Source organism: Nitrobacter vulgaris (assembly GCF_031453995.1).
Classification (GTDB): domain Bacteria; phylum Pseudomonadota; class Alphaproteobacteria; order Rhizobiales; family Xanthobacteraceae; genus Nitrobacter; species Nitrobacter vulgaris.
In genome coordinates this window covers 1-17,777 of sequence record NZ_JAVDPZ010000013.1, presented here as the reverse complement: position 1 = coordinate 17,777, position 17,777 = coordinate 1, and the positions used below count along the sequence as shown (strand labels likewise).

The window sequence follows — 17,777 nt, the reverse complement described above, 5'->3', positions numbered from 1 at the left end:
ACTTATCAGCTAAAGTGACGCAGCGTTGGGCTGGCACCAATGAGGACCGATGACGCTCACAACCGGATCGCGCACAAGGCGCCGCCTGCTTCTGGCGTCCGACCGGACCGACCGCAGCAGCGATCTGTGGGCCATTCTGCAATGCGCAGCCGACGTTGATACCACACTGACTTCCGGGATTCCGGACAGGCCGGACGGTCGATTTTCGGGCATCGTCGTCGATATCAATCTGCGTTCCCCCGAAAGCGTGCTGCAGGTACGCAGCAAGCTGTGCGCCGAGGTCTATCGATCGATGCCGCGGCTGTTCGTTCTTGCAGATGCCCTTCATCACGAATCGATGCAGGCGTGGGCGCTCGGCGCCACCGATACCATCTCGCGCCCGTTGGATGCGCAAGTCGTTCTACAGCGTGTCCGTGCCGCATTTCCGGACGACAACGATAGTGGCGCGGCGGCGAACGCCAACGTTCTGAATCGCGGTATTGCCGCAGCTCATGCCGTGCTGGTGAAGATCTTCGAGAATCTTCCAGCCGGCGTTCCGCTCTCATTCAGCGATGTCATGGAGGCGGAGCAAGAGATTTTGATGGCGATCAAGCTCTCCTCGTTGCGTGACTGGTTGGCCACCGTTGGCCGCCACCATACTCATACCTACCGTCACTGTCTGTTTGTCACAGGCTTCGCCGCCGCTTTCGCGCAGCAACTCGGAATGCGCGAGGAAGATCAGCGCCGGCTTGCTCGCGCCGCCTTGCTCCATGATGTGGGCAAGGCCTTCATTCCCGTCGCGATTCTCGACAAGCCAGGCAAGCTCGACAACGAGGAGAAGAATGAAATTCGTCGGCATGCGCGCCTTGGCTACGAAGCCTTGCTGAGGCAGGGCGGCTTTCCGTCCGAGATGCTCGACGTTGTTCTGCACCATCATGAGATGCTTGATGGCTCGGGCTATCCGGATGGCCTGCGTGGCGATCAGATTAGCGACATCGTGCGCCTCACCACGATCGTGGACATTCATGCCGCGCTGGTCGAGAAGCGGGCCTATCGCCTTCCTTTCACGCACGCCAAATCCTTTGCGACCATGGAAGAAATGGGCGGCAAGATCGATCAGCATTTGCTGCAGGCGTTTCGTCCGGTGGCGCTGGGTTGTTGACCTGTCGCGCCGGGGCGCGTGCCCATCATCCGGACAGTCTCCATATCCGGGCAGTCTCCGAGCAGCCACGGTGATTTTCGAAGGACGGCGCGTCTGGGCGTTGCCTGCCTCGCGTCAATCGGCTAAATGGAATGCCTCGCACCCGTAGCTCAGCTGGATAGAGCGTTGCCCTCCGAAGGCAAAGGTCACACGTTCGAATCGTGTCGGGTGCGCCATTTGCGTACAAAACCACGAACACTTCCGTTCTCGGTCTGTTTGCCGGCGATGGCTGCCTGCAGGATATCCTTGCCGCCGATGATCCGGATGACGCGGTCGTCGACCTCGACCGCGTCGATGATCGAGCGGATATAGCCTTTGCGGGTGTTGGTGTCGCCAGCATCCAGCTTCGACTTCATCAATCGCGCGAAGGCATCGATTTTCTCCGCATTGACGGCAGCGGCTATCTCTCTGGATGTGTGTTCGTCGAACGCCCCGATGATTTGACGGACCAAGATCTGACTGGGGTCATCACCGGTCGGCTGCGTTACCGACACCACTTCCACACCGTGCTTGCGCAACTTGCGGATCGTCAGCTCCATCTCGGCAACGTTGCGAAAGAAACGGTTGAAGGCATAGAACACAATCGCGTCGTAGGGATGATCCGGCGCGCAAGCACGATCGATCATATTCTGCAGTATGGGCCTGCGATCGTCGGTGGCCGTTTTTGCCTCGACGTATTCCTCTGCAATCAAAAAATTGTTCTGCTCGCAGAAGTTCGACGTGATCTTCCGTTGGCTCGGGATGGAGGCTTCGTTGGCAAACTGCCGTCCATGCTGACGCGATAATACGTGGCGACGCGTCGCGGAGTGTCGTGTTGATTTTGAATTTAATTATGAAATGCATGCTTGTTCATTGAAGCGTCCGGTCTATCGGATAACAATCCGTCCGCCCAGATTGGCGCAGCTGATGTGCTGCGGTGTCAACGATTATCTGCGGGTGAGCGCGTGCCTACCTTTCGGTCTGCCAAGAGGTCAGATAATTCGTTTCCGAGCAGTATTTCGATGGCGCGCAGCTCTCGCTCCAGGATTGGAATCTCGGCGGGCCAATCGACCGTTACCTGAAAGTTAGGAGATGCGGTTGCCAGGTTCCTTGGCTCCGGCCGATCGATCGGATCGGCTGATCGTCGCCTTCCGATCGGACAGCGAGACGGCGAGTTGCCTTCACAGCGACCGTTCGACAGAAGCGCGCCGCTCCCGGTCAATCTCAGCGATGATGTCTTTGACGATACCGGTCGTGCCATCGATGACGGCCACATCGTCGATTTGGCAACGGATGCCGAAGCGGATGCGGTCGCCGTGGCGAGGGACAAGCGATAGGGGCGACCAGAGGGCGTGACGGCATTGAGCGTGACATCGTCGCCGGATAGGACGCCCTCGACCCGCAGTCGCCGGCGGACTTCAGCGTCCAGGGCCAACCGTGTGGCGTTAGACTTGCAGATGAGGAGGTGAGATTTGTCCGGTGCGGCAGCGCGCTCGACGAACAGGTTGTCAACCGCGGCCTTGATGGTTGCGGCTTGTCCATCCGACTCGAAGATCTGGCCGCGGCTCGCCATGGTTTCGATAGCGCTCGCCACGTCGCCTTTGGCCAATTGCTCGACCATGACGCGCAGCTCGGGATCGCTTTGTCGAACAATCTTCGATATCTCGGCTACCTCGATGGTGCGGGCAATCAAATCGATTCCCAAGCCCGCAGGGACCGCGAGCGTCTGAACGCGATCCCCCAGATAGAGAACGGGGGCATTGGTGCGTTCCACTTCGGTGAGCAGCGCATGCATGGCGCGAACGCTAATTTGGGAACTTTCGTCAACCAATAAAAGAGTGCGGGTATCGCAGAAGCGGCCGCCGGCTGCGCTGACCGCAAGCCAGGAATCAAGGACGCGGCTTCGATCCGTGAACTTCTGTTGGGTCCGGACAACTCGTCTTCGAGCATCCGCGCTGTCCGCCAACTGACGCCAGTCGCGATGATGCGGTATTCGCCCTCCAGGGAACGGCATACCGGAACCAATGTAAAAGTTTTTCCAGTACCGCTCCGCGCTTCAATAAAGTCGAGATAAGTCGCCAGACCTGCGCGTGATCGTCTCAGGCTTCGAGATCGGCACCGCCTGGCGCCGATCTCGAAGGACAACCGCTCATACCACTCGGTCAAGCTCGACGATCCGTCCTTCACCGCACCCATCTACGCCAACGAAGGCGACGATGACGAGTTCGCGCTGATCGACCATCGCGGCGTCCCGCAATACGGCGGCGCGCCGCGGACAGCGGCCTGCAGCGTACACATCGATGGCGTTGCATCGACTTTCTTCAAACAGCGGCCGGTTTCGCTGACAACCGCAACATCAGGAGATATAGTCGTGCAGGCCTTGGCGTGTGCTGCGTGCGCCTTGGTTTTCACCCCACAACGGAGACCGAACCAAACCTGTTTTCGAGGTACGCAGACATATGCCTTCAAATCATTCCACGCCGCCGCCGTCCAAGGGGCGCATCAATTCTACGCTTCGCCGCTTTCTCGACAATGAAGCTTCCGGCGGGATTCTTCTGATGGCCGTTGCGTTCTTCGCGATCATTACCGCCAATTCTCAGCTCGCCGAGGTCTATTTTTCCAGCCTTCACGCTTATCTAGGCCCATTAAGCCTACAGCACTGGATCAATGATGCGTTGATGGCGGTGTTCTTCCTGCTTGTAGGGCTGGAGATCAAGCGCGAGATGATGGATGGGCAGTTGTCGAGCTGGAATCGGCGGCTGTTGCCTGGCGTGGCAGCTGTGGGCGGAATGCTTGTTCCAGCCGTCATCTATATCGTTTTCAACCGTGCTGACGCGAAGGCCATTCACGGGTGGGCTATTCCATCTGCCACCGATATCGCCTTCGCACTGGGAGTGCTATCGCTGCTCGGGTCGCGTGTTCCGGCCTCGCTTAAGGTATTTCTAGCCGCGCTTGCGATCATGGATGACCTTGGCGCCATCATCATCATCGCGCTGTTCTACACCAGCGGACTTTCGCTGCCGGATCTTGCCGGCGCAGCGATCGTTGTGGCGGTATTGTTTGCGCTCAACAAGTGGAGCGTGAACTCCCTCATTCCCTACTTGCTCCTTGGGGTCGTGCTCTGGCTGCTGGTGCTTCGCTCAGGCATCCATGCGACAATCGCCGGCGTCCTATTAGCGCTGACGATCCCGATTAAACTGACACCCGGCACACCTGAAGCGTCGCCAGACATCTCGCCGCTTCACAGGTTGGAGGGAGCACTTCACGTTCCGGTCGCCTTCCTGATCGTGCCCAGCTTCGGCTTTGCCAATGCTGGCGTTTCGTTTGCCGGAGTCACACCCGCAGTTCTCATCGAACCCCTCTCCTTGGGTGTAGCTGGAGGGCTGTTGTTGGGAAAACTGATCGGCGTGTTCGGCGCTGTTTTCCTAATGGTTCGCAGCGGGCTGGCTGACCTCCCGGCGATGGCAAGCTGGAGCCAGGTATGCGGTGTCGCTCTGCTGTGCGGTATCGGTTTTACGATGAGCCTGTTTATCGGATTGCTCGCCTTTGATGATCCTGCGCTTCAGGATCGGGTGAAGTTCGGAATCCTCGCCGGCTCGCTTGTAGCCGGTATCGCCGGTTACATCGTGTTGCGGATCTCCCACCGAAGGAAGCCGTCTCCCGCACATGCTTGAGAGCTTCGCGCCGCAGACAGCGGCCCGTTATTATGCGGAGCGACACAACGACAAAAGCTCCGAAAAACCGGAGCCCTCAGCTCATGACTCCGCATAATCCCGCGCTACGCATAATCGGTGTTATGCGGTGCACCGCATAACGTTGAGTTCTGGGCTGCCTGGAAGAAGGTCGCGCAGAACGACCGCGAGTATCTCCATTGTCGGCCACTACAGCCGGAAAGCCTGCAAGGGTTATCACTGACCAAGTTGCGGGCCGCTATCTCAACTGTTTACGTTTTAAGCAGCAGCCGCCAGCAGTGCGTTAGCAGCCGGAGGCCAAGCTCGGCGCCATACCTTAGTTGCACGCCTTAGTTGCACGGTGCGATACTTTAGTAGTCGCAGTTTATGTAAAAAAAATTTACTTTCTTATCGGTATAATTTTCCGAACGTCGTCGATTTCGCTCTTCGACAGTGCATTGCAGAACGGCTTTGTGACGCTGGATCCATTAGATCATGTTTTTGCAACAGCGGTCCGATCTTCTCTTTTTCGAGGCTCAGTTTGCAGTCCTCATTGACCATCTGGCCATCCTCAAAATCGATCTGAGCGGCCCAATCGTCAGCACCGATTCGAAATTCCTTGAGTTGATGGGCTATTCCCTCAGCGATGTGACGAGGCAGCATCGCCTGTTCGAAGCAACGAGCAGACGTCGCCGGCGTGCCGGGATTTCTAGCCCTCGTCTCGGGCGCGATGATCCTTTTGGAGTAACTCGCCGTCTCGCTGGCTTCTGCGAAGACGTTCCTGGAAGTCGGACGCTGCGTTCCCAGCATCCCAGGACAGTCCACTCTGAGCTTCGCCCCAGAAACTTTTAAATTCAAATAACAATTTTATCCTGATCGAGGAGCCAAGAATGTTTAGCCGCAAAAACCACGACAATGCCCAGGCTCGTTTGGATGCGATCAGCAGGTCGCAGGCTATGATCGAGTTCACGCTGGAGGGCACCGTGTTATCAGCCAACCAGAATTTCCTTGATGTTTTCGGCTACAGGCTGGACGAGATCAAGGGCAAGCATCACTCCATGTTCGTGCCGGCCGAGCAGAAGAATGGGGCCGCGTATCGCGAATTCTGGGCGGCGCTGAATCGCGGCGAATTCCAGATGTCGGAGTTCAAGCGGGTCGCCAAGGATGGCCATGAAGTCTGGATCGAGGCGTCCTACAATCCGGTGCTCGACGGTAACGGCAAGCCACTCGTCATCGTCAAGTTCGCAACCGACGTCACCCTGAAGAAGCTGCGTAGCCTCGCCGATGCGTCGAAGATCGCCGCCGTCGACCGCGCTCAAGCCATGATAGAGTTCAAACTCGACGGCACGATCGTCACCGCGAACGAAAATTTTTTAAGCACCATGGGTTATTCGCTCGCCGAAATCCAAGGCAAGCATCACAGCATGTTCGTCGAGCCTTCCGAACGTGACAGCACGGGCTATCGGGAGTTCTGGGCCGCGCTAAATCGTGGTGAATATCGCACGGCCGAGTACAAGCGGATCGGGAAGGGCGGCAAAGAGGTCTGGATACTTGCGACCTACAATCCCCTGCTCGACGAGGCCGGTAGGCCGGTAGGCCGTTCGGCGTCGTCAAGTACGCGACTGATGTGACGGTTCAAAAGCTCAGGAACGCCGATTCCACGGAGCAGCTAGCGGCCATCGGAAAGTCGCAGGCCGTGATTGAGTTCAACATGGACGGCACGATCATTACCGCAAACGATAATTTCCTCGGAGCCCTCGGCTATTCCCTGAGCGAGATCGAAGGCAAACATCACAGCATATTTGTTGAGCCATCGGGGCGGGACAGCGCCGATTATCGCGAGTTCTGGGCTAGCCTCAATCGCGGTCAATACCAATCAGCCGAATATAAACGAATCGGCAAAGGCGGTCGGGAAGTCTACATCCAGGCGTCCTACAATCCCATTCTCGATCTCAATGGTAAGCCATTTAAGGTCGTGAAGTATGCGACGGATGTGACGAAGCAGGTATTGGTGCGGCTCGGCAACGAGCGGGTACGCGCCATGATGGAGTCAGTCGCGGCAGGTGCCGAGGAGCTCAACGCCTCGGTGCGCGAGATCTCGGAGGCCATGACCAAATCAAGAGAAACCGCCATGGGTGCGGTGGACCAGGTTGCCACGGCCGACGCTCAGTCTCTGCGCCTGACCGATGCAGCCAAGTCCATGAGCGGCATCGTCGAGTTGATCGATAATATTACTGGCCAAATCAACTTGCTGGCGTTGAACGCCACGATCGAGTCGGCACGCGCAGGCGAAGCCGGCCGGGGCTTTGCGGTGGTGGCGTCCGAGGTCAAAAGCCTCGCCAACCAGGCAAAAGCGGCGACAGATAAGATTGGAGCCGAGATCGGCAGTCTCAACGCGATTTCAGTGGACGTCGCGGACGCGCTTACCGCCATCAAGCAGGCCATCACCGCGGTCAGCGAATATGTAACTTCGACAGCGACCGCTGTTGAAGAGCAGAGCACAGTGACCAACGAGATGTCGAACAGCATGCAGCGGGCAGCAGCAGAAGCGGCCGCGATTGCGCATGGCTAAGTCTGCTCCGACGGGATTGGGTCTTTCCGTATCATACCGCGGCCAGGTGCGCCTGTCCGCAGCAGCCTGCAGCGTGCAACCATCACCGTCTGCCCGAAATGCCTCGCCAGCGACATCGCGGACGCGCCCGGCCTGCGCGCCGAGCTCGCGCCGTACCAGCGCGCGCTGTGGCAGATCGCTGCCATGAAAATGCGCCCGATCCACACAACCTCACTCGTTGTCCTCACAAGAACCTGACCCCAAGCTTGCTGCATGATTGGTCCCGCTACGCGAGCAAGGTGCTGCCGAACCTTTGTAGTTTAGCGGCCGAGCTTCAAAATGATTGGTGACCGTCCATGAACGCTGCTGCATCGAAGCGCGACCGCCAATTACGTTTCCAATGGATTGAGCTGCAGTGTCACGCTGCTACTTTGCGGCATTCCTCCGCGCAAGTCTTGCAATCCTCGCCACATGTCTTGCATTCCGCGGCATCCGGGAATTTCTCGCATTCTTTCTGGCAATCCGAACAAATTTGTCCGACCACCTTGGCGAACGCAGGAACGTGGGGCGAGTTGACGGCTGCCAGCGTCCGCAATGCGCCGCAAGCCGCGATCAATTGGTAGGCGGAGTTGGTGCAGGCCGCCATGCTCGTATCTTTCATGCTCAGCATGCCGAGACAATGCCGCATGCAGGTGCTGGAAAATCGGATTATCCACATGGCGATCCAGGCCGAAGATGCCGAAGCAACCGTAGTGGAGTCGAAGCGTAGGATCGTCTTATTGGCGAGCCGAACCGAGTCGATATTGCGTTGTTGGTTTTGCAATACGAAATCGGGATTGGCGGCCTGTGGTATCGTTGGCGCCGTCGTCTTCGTCACCTCTCCGGGTATCTGCGCGCGCCACCTTTCCGCGTTCATGTAGAAGCGTGTCTCTGCATCCGGCGAAAACTGATAGTCGAAATTCGCGTTGAGACGTTCCGTGTCGGTTCTGCTGTGCTCACGATACCCGTCCTCGCGCTGGCCGAGGCCGTAATGAAATAGTCGGTTGGGCCATAAGCTCCGCCGGAACTGGTCTGCGTGTTCAAATAACCGAAGCTACCTGCTCAAACCGCGGCCTCGAACGTCGAAGCATCACGGCCGGTAGGGCAAATGTCCGCTTTGGATCGATTGTGTTGAAAAAGTCCTTTTCGCTGATGCATGAAAATTCTCAGAGGCGCTCGTGCGTCTCACTCGCTTCGATGTGAGGGACCACATCACTCACCGTAAAAGCCACCGCTGGCGTGCTATCTGCTCTATGGAGCCTCACAGCAGCTGAAATCGCCAACATGCGACATTTGCGAAATATTTGGAGCCCTGTGATTTTGGAGTTTTTCAACACAATCGGTCGCAGCCTTTTCCAAACCGGTCAGGCCGTGTCTGCTCAACCTTGGAAACCGGTCATCCCGCCGCGCCGCCATCGAAGATACCAGCACCATTACGATCGTATCGCCTACCGGCAACGCTCGGGCATCGAAGGCTTCTTCGCAGAACTCAAGCAATGGCGACGCATCGCCACTCGCTACAACAAGCTCGCAAAAACCTTCATGGCCTTCGTCAAAATCGCAAGTATCATGCTCTGGATCAAATAATTAAATCGTCTCTACAGTCTAAAGGGTTCAGATACCTAACGTACCGTCTGCACAAAACGCATGCGTTCGTGTCATCCAACCACTGCGGATATCTGTGGACGATGAGGTGCGAGCCGCGTCTCACTCCTCAGGTAAGCGAGGTGATTCCTTCGGCTCCTTCAAGGCGTTTACAAAGAGGAATTAATTTTCACGACCGCGCGATACGAAAAAATCGGAGAGCCGTGAAAAAAGATTCGCGCTTTGTCAATTTTCGTCGCATACTCTTGTACTATCCTTTCGTATATGACGAAATGCACTGAATTGCGCTCTGCCTTCCTCTCGCAGAAAGGAACAGCGTCATGACTCAGCGTACCCGCGTCAAGCATGAGAAGATCCTCCAACAGCGGCTCAACGACGAGGCTCTGCATCTCGGGGACGAGGCCGTGGACCTCCCGTCCGGCAAACAGCGCAAGCTTCTTTTGAAGCCGGTCGAGCAGGCCGAGAAAGCATCGCGCATTAGACGCGTCCGTCGCGGGCGCAAAAATGACCGACCCATCCAAGCCCCCGATCATAATGCACGCGACCGATGCGCTTCGGCGTGCGCGCAAGCTCCCGGTGGGCGCTGCGAGGAACGACCTTCGACAGCTGGCGAGAGCGCTACGAGACCTTCACCGGATGGACGCGCATGCCCATCTCCGAAGCATCGAGTGCTCCGAGAGTGTGCGGTGAGCCGATGGGCGACGCCGACAGTTCCAAATGGATGCCCAATCAGAACATCGGACGCTATCGCGCGATAGCGGACGAGTGCTATGCCCGCGCCGAGCACGCTAGATATGTGCTCGACAAGGAAGCATGGCTGAAGCTCGCCGCCGACTGGAACGCGCTCGCAGAAGACGCAGCTCAGAGGCGCGACGATGGGTAAGTCTCTAAGAGCAGCCGTATTAACGGAACTAGCGCGCTTCATCGCAGACTATGCTCATGAGTTGTGGTCGTACACGGTCTTGCACGGCCCCGCACCTTTTGCCTCAAAGCGCCCAACGGGGTCTTGCACCATTGGGAGTATCCGCATGAGCGAACCGACCCAAGAACATATCGAGCGGCGCGTCTACGAGTTATGGCAGCGGAAGGAGGCGGCTCGCCGGAGCGCCGACGAGACGCCGCGATTCGCGCATCAGAACTTGATGGTGTAGGAGAGGTCGAAGCTACGCGGCGCGCCGAGATACACTTGGGTCGGGCTGTATCCGGACCAGTTTGCGTAGAATGCGTTGGTGAGATTGCGGCCGCGCAGCCGCAACGTTCCACTGCCGATATCGTAGGCCAGCCAGGCGTCAAGCAAGGTTCGCTCTCTCACCTCGATGGTGTTGGCGGTGTCGGTGTAGAACGAGCCTACGTACTGCGCCGATGCACCGATTGTCAGCGGCACCGGATCGAACCGATAGCTGGTGGAGACCATGAATGCCTGCGCCGGCACATTGATCGGGCGGTTTCCACGCAGATCTCGGGTGGCACTGTACAGCTCAGTGAACTCCGCTTTGATGAAGGAGGCGTTCGCGCTCACTTTCCACTGCGGCGTCATCGCCACTGCGACGTCCAGTTCAACGCCGCGAGAGCGCTGGCTGCCGCCCTGCACTGTCAACGCCGGAGTTGTCGGATCACGGGTCAGGATATTGTCCTGCTCGATCTGATAGACCGAAGCGGTTGTCACCACGCGGTCATTCCAGAGCAACGACTTGATTCCGCCCTCGATCGAATATCCCATGGACAGATCGAACCGCCCGTTGGCGGTGTTGCTGAGCAACAGCGTCGTGATCGGAACGGCAGCCCGGTTATACTGGCCAAATACCGCCGTCCCGGGCGTTAGGTTGTAAACCGTTCCGACCCGCCACGAGAGATTGTCGAAGGTCTTGTCAAAGCGGGTGACCGCGCTCGTGTTCAGATCGTCGATCCGACGATCGAGCTTCATGCTCTCGTGCCGGATGCTGGCGAGCATCAGCCAGTCCGGCGTCAGGTTGACGGCGTTCTCCGCGAAGGCTGCAAACGTTTTAAGGCCACTGGTGAAGTCTTGTCGTGTCGGGAAGTTCGCTGCCGTATCGGCAGGGAAGTAGCCACGAACCGGATTGAACGGATCGACCGGCGTGGTGGATCCGAACCGTCTGTTCGAGTCGAAATCGATATCGACGTACTCAAGCCCGGTCGCGAAACGGTTGCGGAATCCTCCGATGATGCCGTCGTAGGACGCCACCGCGCGTTCCGACCAGAATTGGTGCGCGTGCGTAATTTTTGTCGTCGAACGGTCAAGCAATCCGGTCACGGCATTGAACGTGAAGTCTTCGGAATTGGCCCAGTAGCGGTCGGCCTTGAAGAAGCTCAGGTCGTTCTTTAGTGTCCAGTTGTCGGTCAGCTTGTACTCAGTGCCGCCGCGCAGCCACATAGTGTCTGACGTCATCAGCCCATTCTCGACATTATAGTTTTGGTTGCGGATGGATCGGTCGATCACAAGCCCGCCGGGGGCCGAGACGAGGTTCGTGGGATCGCGCGCCACCGAGCGGGCGATCAGCGGGATGCCCTGATAGGGTGTCCGGAACTCGTCGTGAAAGAAGCTGACGGAACCTGTAAAGGTGAGCCTGTCGGTTGGTGCGAGCATTCCGCTGGTCGTGGCGCCCACCTTGCGCGATCGGGTATCGTCGATAAAGCCGTCGGATTGTCCGTAGCTCAGCGTCGAGCGGACGGCCGCGTTTATTGAGAGCGGAGCATTGATGTCGATACCCGTCCTCAGCGAGTTGAAGCTGCCATAGCTCAACAGGCCTTGGGCGCCTGCTTGGCCGAGCATGGGCTGCTTGGTTACAAGGTTCACGGCTCCGGCCAGCGCTCCGATACCCTGAATGACGGAAGCAGGTCCTTTCAGAATCTCGACACGTTCGAAATTGAACGTGTCGAAATCCCGGGAGACGATCAAAGGATCTGGCGCGCGAACGCCGTCGATCGCATATCCGGTTGCCGCGCGGGAAAACCCGCGCATGGAGATCACGCCGGGTTCGCCGGGAAGGTTCCCCGACATGACGCCCGGAACCGAATTGAAGGTCTCAACCATCGTGCGGAGGCCCTTTTCCTGCATATCCCGCTGTGTGACGATGTTGACGGTCGCCGGTGTCTCACGCGGCGTCAGCCCGACGAGGCTGCCGGCCGCATTCGGGACACCGAGGTTCAGCGGGCCTGGCGCTCCTTCCACATTAATCGTGCCGAGCGTGGTGGCGGGAAGCGTGGCTGACGGAAGCGTCGCGGACGTTCGGGAATCCGCTTGATGCGTTGCGCGTCGTCCGGCGGAGGCGCGCGACGCACGGTCTGGCTGGGATTGTTGGGACTGCCGGGCCGGCTCGGTGACCGTCACTGGCGGCAACATGGTGTCGGAGTTCTGCGCGAAAGCAGTCGAAGGAGATTCAATCGCGGTCACAGTTGCAAGCACGCAGCAAAGCGCGCCGCCCCCGCCGAGAGCGCGGTAGTTCGACATGATACATATCCTGATGCCGGGCAATCGCCCTGGGCGTTCAATCAAACAGGTTCGATCGTCACGAAAAGTCGCGCCGGTCGTGCGGATTTGTTGAATCAGGAAATGAACGGAGGCGCGCGCGCCTGCGCGTTGGAGCGGGCCGCGAGCGGCCGCAGGTCAAAAATCAGGTCGCGCCAGACGACGCGGGTTGCGTCACGCTCGATCCTGATCGCGAAGGCTTGCGGGTCGGGGGGCGGTGCCGCAGCGTGGTGGATAACGCAACACAAGGCGCAGCAGGCGCCGTGTGTCTGTTGCGGATCGGTCTCTCGATCTTGCGGAGAACTCGCGTCGGGCGCGTGCGAGCATATCGCACCCGCCAGTGGGTCGGCCGTGGTCGTGCTGAACGCCAGGCACGCAGCGACGGGTGCGAATATCTGCACCAGCATCGCAAGCGTGACGATCGGAAGAAATCTTCCCAGTCGCCGGCGCATGATCCCTCAGCCTTTCGCGACGAAGGTCACGGATTCAAGTATCGAGACAGAATTCGCGTCCGGCTCGCATCAATTGTGCGTTGGACACGAACGCACATTCATAGCGCGGCGCATTTTCAAGATGATGTGGTATCATGCCGCACCGATTGCGCAACGCATCCCGAGCAGCGCTTCAGACAGTGTCATTGAAGATTTTCCGACCACTGATACCGTTGCTTAAGCGTGAAGCGCGCGTGCGCGGATGACGGAAGGGAAACAACCAAATAGGGATGACAAGATGGATGGTTCGTTGAGATGGCGACCTCCAGGGCATGCGGCTCGCTTTCTTCAGTGTTTGTGATGCGGGATTGGCGGGTGATCGCCCGCTTCGTCTATCCGCAGCAGTCCCTCAAAACGAGCAAACATCGCGAGGCGCTCTGCCGCGACGCTTTGCTCTGCCTTGGTGAGGGCCTGCGCAAGCGCGTCGGCGGCGTCGGAAGCAACGCCCGCCTGTCGCAAGGCATCGGCGGTCTTGATTCCATCACCGGCGCAGAGAATCAAAGTCCAGCGGCCATGCTTGTTCTGAAGCAATGCCCGCCCTCCCATATCGCCTTGGGTCCAGCCCGCGATCGCATAGCCCGCTCCGACGACCAACGGCTCGATGACAAGCTTTTGCTCCGGTTTGTCGAAGGCCGTGTGCAAAAGATGCCGTACCGCGTCTTCATCCGCACCCGCCCCTGCGGCTCCGGTCAGGCCAAAAAGCGCAACGATCAAGGCAACCAATGTCCGCAACATAGTCTACTTCTCCTCACATCCTGTAGCGCAAGCCACCGTAGATGGTTCGGCCGTAGCCCGGGTTGAACAGGGCGGATGCCGGGGTGGCGATATCGGCGGTGATCGTGCTCGAGATGTAGTGGGTGTCGAGCAGGTTGCGCACTTCGAGATAGCCGGACCAGCCGGGGCCGCCCGCATCGTGCCCGATCCTGAAGTTCAGCAGCGCATAGGGGTCGATGGTCAGACTGTTGGCGTTGTCAGCGAAAAACGCCTGCGGCATCCATTCCACGTTCGGACCAGCGTAAAAGCCGTTCGGATGCTTGTAGATCAATTCGGCGCGAATCGTGTGAGGTGGTACGCTTGGCAGGCGATTGTTGCCCCAGCGCGCGTCGCCGTTGAAGAAGAAGTCGTTGTAGGTGTAGGCGAGATTGAACCAGAAGCGGTCCTCCGGCGCGAAGGCCGACTTGATGAACGCCACGCCCAGCCCGGCTTCGACGCCCTGGTGCACGGTCCTGTCCGCATTCACCACGCTGCAGAGACTGAACGGCGACGACCTCAGACACTGCAGCTCATTCCGAAGCTCGGCACGGTAAAGCGCGAGATCCCATGTGAGGTCAGGGCGCCGGCCGCGGGTGCCGATCTCATAGGTCGTCGCGGTCTGGGCGTTGACGTTCGAACTCACAGGCGAATTGAATGTATTGGCGTCAAAGGTTGGGGCCTCGGCACTGCGTGAGATATTGGCGAACACCTGCCATGCCGGGTCGACGTCCCAGAGCGCGCCGACTTTCGGGTTGAAGATGTCATAGCTGCGGCGGCCTGACTGGTCGCCATTCGACAGGATGCGATCTTCCTGGTTACGGACCGCATGCAGGAACTGGCCACCGGCGATCAAAGCAAGGTTCGGGAGCACAAAGAGGCTGTTCTCCGCATATACCGAATGGTTCTGGGATTTTTGCAGTGCAGACGTCAGCAACTCGCCTTTCACGGCGTTGCCGGGGTTATCGTATTCCTTATAGTCGATCACACCGGCCTGAAGATTGACGCCGGCAATCAGCCGATTGCGAAAGCCTCCTATCATACGATCGTCAGTGGTCCGGGCGAAGCCGCCATAGTCGGAGACGTAGTAGTCGAGATATCGATAGATCGGATGATCGACGTGGCGCTGGTGCGTGAAGACGCCGAAGTCCACCGTCGTCGGGCCGAAGCGCAGTGTGGTCTTGTTGGCGACACGCATTGAGTCGATATTGCGCTGCTGGTCTTGCCGCACGAATTCAGGGTCGGCGGACCGTGGCGTGTTCAGCGCGATCGTCTTCGTCAATTCACCCGGCAGGCGCTGGCGCCATGTATTGGCGTTCACATAAAATCGCGTTTCCGCATCCGGCGAGAACCGGTAGCCGAAATTGCCGTTGCCGCGCTCGAGGTGACCGCTGCTGTGGTCACGGAACCCGTCCTCACGCTGCACCGATCCGTTGAAGAACCAGTCGTACGGTCCCCGCGCGCCGCCGGTGCTAAATTGCGATTTCACATAGCCGTAGCTGCCGGCGTCGATCCGCGCGTCAAGGGTGTTCGCGTCCCGCCCGGTCGGTGTGACGAAGTTGATCGCGCCGCCGAGCGAGTTGGCCCCGAACCGCAGCGCGTTGGCGCCCTTGAAAACCTCCACATAGCGATAGGCGGTGGGATCAATTTCGAACAGGTCGAACAGGCCGTCCGCAGTGTTGATCGGGATACCGTCCATATAGACGTTGATGCCTCGGTTGCCGAAGTTTCGCGTGAGCCCCGAACCGCGGATCGACACCCGGTTGTCGATGTTCGACTTCGGTTGGGTGATGACGCCCGGCACCCAGCCGAGCACATCCCTGATCGTACTCGCAGGCCCGCCCTTGAACTGGGTGTCGGGCACCACCGCGACGGCGCCCGGCGTGCGCTGGATGGCGGCGGTCGCCTCGGCGGTGGTCGGCACGGTCAGGCTGCCTCCTCCGGAGCCGGCCGAAGGCACCGGAGCAGTGGCCGATGGCGAAGCCGCGTGGCGGGCGGTTTGCCGTCCGGCCGACGACCGCGTCGTGATACGCGGTTGGGCGAGCCTTGCCGTTTTGGGCGCGGTCTCGACGACGATCGGAGGCAAGTCGGTTTGCGATTGGTTTTGGGCGAACACCGGTTCGGGTAAAAAAAGCGCGATTGCACTCGCGGCGCACAGAGCGCGCGGCAGGTGTGACATGGCACATCCTCAACAGGGTTACGTAAGGAGGGATCGGTGAGCGGCAGAACTATGCGATCTGCGGCGGACCCTGCGGGACTTGAGGCGATCGTTGTTTGCTGACGAAGATTGGCGCGCGTGGCCCCTGCCAGATAACGGCCGTCCTGATGACCCGGACAAATGCAATTGTGACGAGCGGGGGCGGCAAGGCGCCGGTCGATACGAACGAGCAGATAATGCACGGGTGATGGACGGCATGCGTGGTGCCGCCCGGCTGCGGCAGATCGCCTGTCCCTTCGGGATTGGCATGGCAGATCGCGAACGAATCCACCGGCGCGGCAACCGCCATTTGCGTCGCCAGCATTCCGGTGAGCAGCAGTTGCAGCACGAAAACGCCGGCTGCCACTATGGCAACCCATGCCCCGCTTCTCGACCGTGAAAATGCCAGCACGTTCCGGACCCCACCTTTAAATATTAACGGGAGTTGAAGCGCACTGTATAGATAAATTTGGAATATCCGCTCACCGATACGCCTGTGTCGGATAGCTGGTGGCTTGAGCTGCTTTGGAGCGCGTGAGACCGTTAATCGGACTTGACCAGGCAGGGCTAGCGTGCCTGAATTTAACGATTAATAGACTTATAAAGTCTGTTTGGAGTGAGTCCTGTGCTTGCGGCATTGAGGAGAGGATGCGCGAGGATCGCCATTGCAGCGCTTTATGCGCTAGCGATGATGACTTTGGGCATGGCTCACCCACCTGCCAGCCAACATCTGCCTTCTGCCGAACTCGCCCAATATGCTCTTCCCGACGGTTCTTTTCCTGTCCTGTGATCCGGAGATTCCGGCAGCACTGACGAAGATCCTACGGTTCTAAAACCAGCCTGCTGTGATGCCTGCACACTTATTGCAGGTCCTGGCGTCGTCGGTGCATCGCCTGTTGTCGGTTCTGCTCAACTGGTGTTGCTGAGGCGTTTTTCGCTAGCCGGTTATGCATATCGACCCGTTGTACGGGCCTCTGACAATTTCCTGTCACGCGCGCCTCCGCGCATGACCTGACGCGTCGCTGCTAACAGCTCATTATTCATTACAACTGAACGTAACTGGCGATCTGCTCGCGCAGAGCGGCTGTGCCCAGGCTTCACAGGCTTGAACTTGCGGCGAGTTATTTGTTCCGCATGAAAGGAACCTTGTGTCTATTTCCACTCTTGATCAAACCGCTGATCTGCTACTCGCAGCAGTCCAGATCGCTATCTATGCACTGTTCGTAGTTTCGTTGTTCGAAACCAGGAGAACGTCAGTCCAGCACAAGCTGTATCCCGGTGTCCGGCGAGCAACGCTTTCAAAACGGCACCATGCTCGAATCTCGTACGCTGCAATTGCCGGCATCGCTCTGCTGATCGGTGCATCTGGCCCTCTGTACGCACAAGGGCATCCGCAAGATCCGACGGTTGTTACTGCTCCCAATTTTTCGCCTGGGGCACATGCATCGCCTCCTCAAGCGTCTTTGCCGTCGCCCTCCAGCGCATCGGGGCCGTCTTCCACCGAGGCCGCGCCGTCCCCCGCCGGTGACGCCGGCGCCAACCTGCTGGAGCAGGCGTCACCTCACGACCTGTCTCCGTGGTCGATGTTTATGTCGGCCGATATTGTGGTCAAGCTGGTGATGATCGGTCTTGCGTTTGCCTCGCTGGTGACGTGGACGATCTGCATCGCGAAAATGGTGGAGCTGTCGCTGGCGCGGCGCAAACTGGGCGCGGCGCTGACGGAGGTCAGCGGGTCACGCTCGCTGGCGGAAGCGCAGATGGCGCTTGGCGCAAAGGATGGCGTGCTGGCGTCGTTGCTGGCGTCGGCGATGCACGAGGCGCGGCTGT

The 17,777-nt window shown here is 58.8% G+C and carries 16 protein-coding genes, 1 tRNA gene and 2 pseudogenes; 9 read left to right on the top strand and 10 right to left on the bottom strand.

Annotated features, from left to right (window positions below; translation table 11 throughout):
- Positions 1–49: 49 nt before the first annotated feature.
- Both GGQ85_RS09940 and GGQ85_RS09935 read left to right on the top strand, forming a co-directional pair.
- Positions 50–1,141, top strand: coding sequence for an HD domain-containing phosphohydrolase (locus GGQ85_RS09940; RefSeq protein ID WP_079448219.1), 1,092 nt, complete (start codon positions 50–52; stop codon positions 1,139–1,141).
- 138 nt (positions 1,142–1,279) lie between these two features.
- Positions 1,280–1,356, top strand: a tRNA-Arg gene (locus GGQ85_RS09935).
- Here the strand turns inward: GGQ85_RS09935 and GGQ85_RS09930 are convergent.
- Positions 1,327–1,872, bottom strand: coding sequence for a recombinase family protein (locus GGQ85_RS09930; protein ID WP_309774348.1), 546 nt, complete (start codon positions 1,870–1,872; stop codon positions 1,327–1,329). The genes GGQ85_RS09935 and GGQ85_RS09930 overlap by 30 nt on opposite strands.
- Positions 1,873–2,099: 227 nt before the next feature.
- Positions 2,100–3,173, bottom strand: a complete 1,074-nt coding sequence (locus GGQ85_RS09925; protein WP_309774347.1) for an AAA family ATPase — start codon at positions 3,171–3,173, stop codon at positions 2,100–2,102.
- Between the two features lie 108 nt (positions 3,174–3,281).
- Here GGQ85_RS09925 and GGQ85_RS09920 point away from each other — a divergent pair, with 108 nt between their 5' ends.
- Both GGQ85_RS09920 and nhaA read left to right on the top strand, forming a co-directional pair.
- Positions 3,282–3,695: a DUF736 family protein gene (locus GGQ85_RS09920; RefSeq protein ID WP_309774432.1), complete on the top strand. Its 414-nt coding sequence runs from the start codon at positions 3,282–3,284 to the stop codon at positions 3,693–3,695.
- Positions 3,619–4,833 carry a Na+/H+ antiporter NhaA gene (gene nhaA / locus GGQ85_RS09915; RefSeq protein WP_309774346.1) on the top strand — a complete coding sequence of 405 codons (1,215 nt, stop codon included), beginning with the start codon at positions 3,619–3,621 and terminating at the stop codon, positions 4,831–4,833. Before GGQ85_RS09920 ends, nhaA begins: the two co-directional genes overlap by 77 nt.
- Before the next feature lie 405 nt (positions 4,834–5,238).
- Here nhaA and GGQ85_RS09910 read toward each other — a convergent pair whose 3' ends face one another.
- Positions 5,239–5,640, bottom strand: coding sequence for a hypothetical protein (locus GGQ85_RS09910; protein WP_309774344.1), 402 nt, complete (start codon positions 5,638–5,640; stop codon positions 5,239–5,241).
- An 80-nt stretch (positions 5,641–5,720) separates the two neighbouring features.
- Between GGQ85_RS09910 and GGQ85_RS09905 the strand changes: the two are divergent.
- A pseudogene (locus GGQ85_RS09905) lies at positions 5,721–7,402 on the top strand (methyl-accepting chemotaxis protein).
- A 397-nt stretch (positions 7,403–7,799) separates the two neighbouring features.
- Here GGQ85_RS09905 and GGQ85_RS09900 read toward each other — a convergent pair.
- Complete coding sequence (locus GGQ85_RS09900) at positions 7,800–8,297, bottom strand: four-helix bundle copper-binding protein (RefSeq protein WP_309774342.1); 498 nt, start codon at positions 8,295–8,297, stop codon at positions 7,800–7,802.
- A gap of 503 nt (positions 8,298–8,800) precedes the next feature.
- On the opposite strand from GGQ85_RS09900, the pseudogene GGQ85_RS09895 reads away from it, so the two are divergent.
- A pseudogene (locus GGQ85_RS09895) lies at positions 8,801–9,007 on the top strand (transposase); the annotation flags it as partial.
- A 167-nt stretch (positions 9,008–9,174) separates the two neighbouring features.
- Here GGQ85_RS09895 and GGQ85_RS09890 read toward each other — a convergent pair.
- Positions 9,175–9,546, bottom strand: a complete 372-nt coding sequence (locus tag GGQ85_RS09890; protein ID WP_309774340.1) for a hypothetical protein — start codon at positions 9,544–9,546, stop codon at positions 9,175–9,177.
- Positions 9,547–9,671: 125 nt separating this feature from the next.
- Between GGQ85_RS09890 and GGQ85_RS09885 the strand changes: the two genes are divergently transcribed.
- Positions 9,672–9,908, top strand: coding sequence for a hypothetical protein (locus tag GGQ85_RS09885; RefSeq protein WP_309774339.1), 237 nt, complete (start codon positions 9,672–9,674; stop codon positions 9,906–9,908).
- A gap of 145 nt (positions 9,909–10,053) precedes the next feature.
- On the top strand, positions 10,054–10,176 hold the full coding sequence (locus GGQ85_RS09880) for a hypothetical protein (protein WP_309774338.1): 123 nt from the start codon (positions 10,054–10,056) through the stop codon (positions 10,174–10,176).
- On the opposite strand, the gene GGQ85_RS09875 is transcribed toward GGQ85_RS09880, so the two are convergent.
- The 5 genes from GGQ85_RS09875 to GGQ85_RS09855 all read right to left on the bottom strand — a co-directional run bounded on the left by GGQ85_RS09875 (position 10,158) and on the right by GGQ85_RS09855 (position 16,317).
- Positions 10,158–12,494 (bottom strand): TonB-dependent receptor, encoded by a 2,337-nt coding sequence (locus tag GGQ85_RS09875; RefSeq protein WP_309774337.1) that lies wholly within the window; start codon positions 12,492–12,494, stop codon positions 10,158–10,160. The genes GGQ85_RS09880 and GGQ85_RS09875 overlap by 19 nt on opposite strands.
- 95 nt (positions 12,495–12,589) lie before the next feature.
- The gene (locus tag GGQ85_RS09870; RefSeq protein ID WP_309774336.1) at positions 12,590–12,964 is read right to left on the bottom strand and encodes a DUF2946 domain-containing protein; all 375 of its coding nucleotides are present in this window, start codon (positions 12,962–12,964) and stop codon (positions 12,590–12,592) included.
- Positions 12,965–13,291: 327 nt separating this feature from the next.
- Positions 13,292–13,738: a copper uptake system-associated protein gene (locus GGQ85_RS09865; protein WP_309774335.1), complete on the bottom strand. Its 447-nt coding sequence runs from the start codon at positions 13,736–13,738 to the stop codon at positions 13,292–13,294.
- Positions 13,739–13,751: 13 nt separating this feature from the next.
- Positions 13,752–15,932 carry a TonB-dependent receptor family protein gene (locus GGQ85_RS09860; protein WP_309774334.1) on the bottom strand — a complete coding sequence of 727 codons (2,181 nt, stop codon included), beginning with the start codon at positions 15,930–15,932 and terminating at the stop codon, positions 13,752–13,754.
- Positions 15,933–15,981: 49 nt separating this feature from the next.
- Positions 15,982–16,317: a hypothetical protein gene (locus tag GGQ85_RS09855; RefSeq protein ID WP_309774333.1), complete on the bottom strand. Its 336-nt coding sequence runs from the start codon at positions 16,315–16,317 to the stop codon at positions 15,982–15,984.
- Positions 16,318–17,413: 1,096 nt separating this feature from the next.
- Between GGQ85_RS09855 and GGQ85_RS09850 the strand changes: the two genes are divergently transcribed.
- Positions 17,414–17,777: MotA/TolQ/ExbB proton channel family protein (locus tag GGQ85_RS09850; protein ID WP_510184773.1), on the top strand; the 364-nt coding region annotated here is incomplete at its 3' end.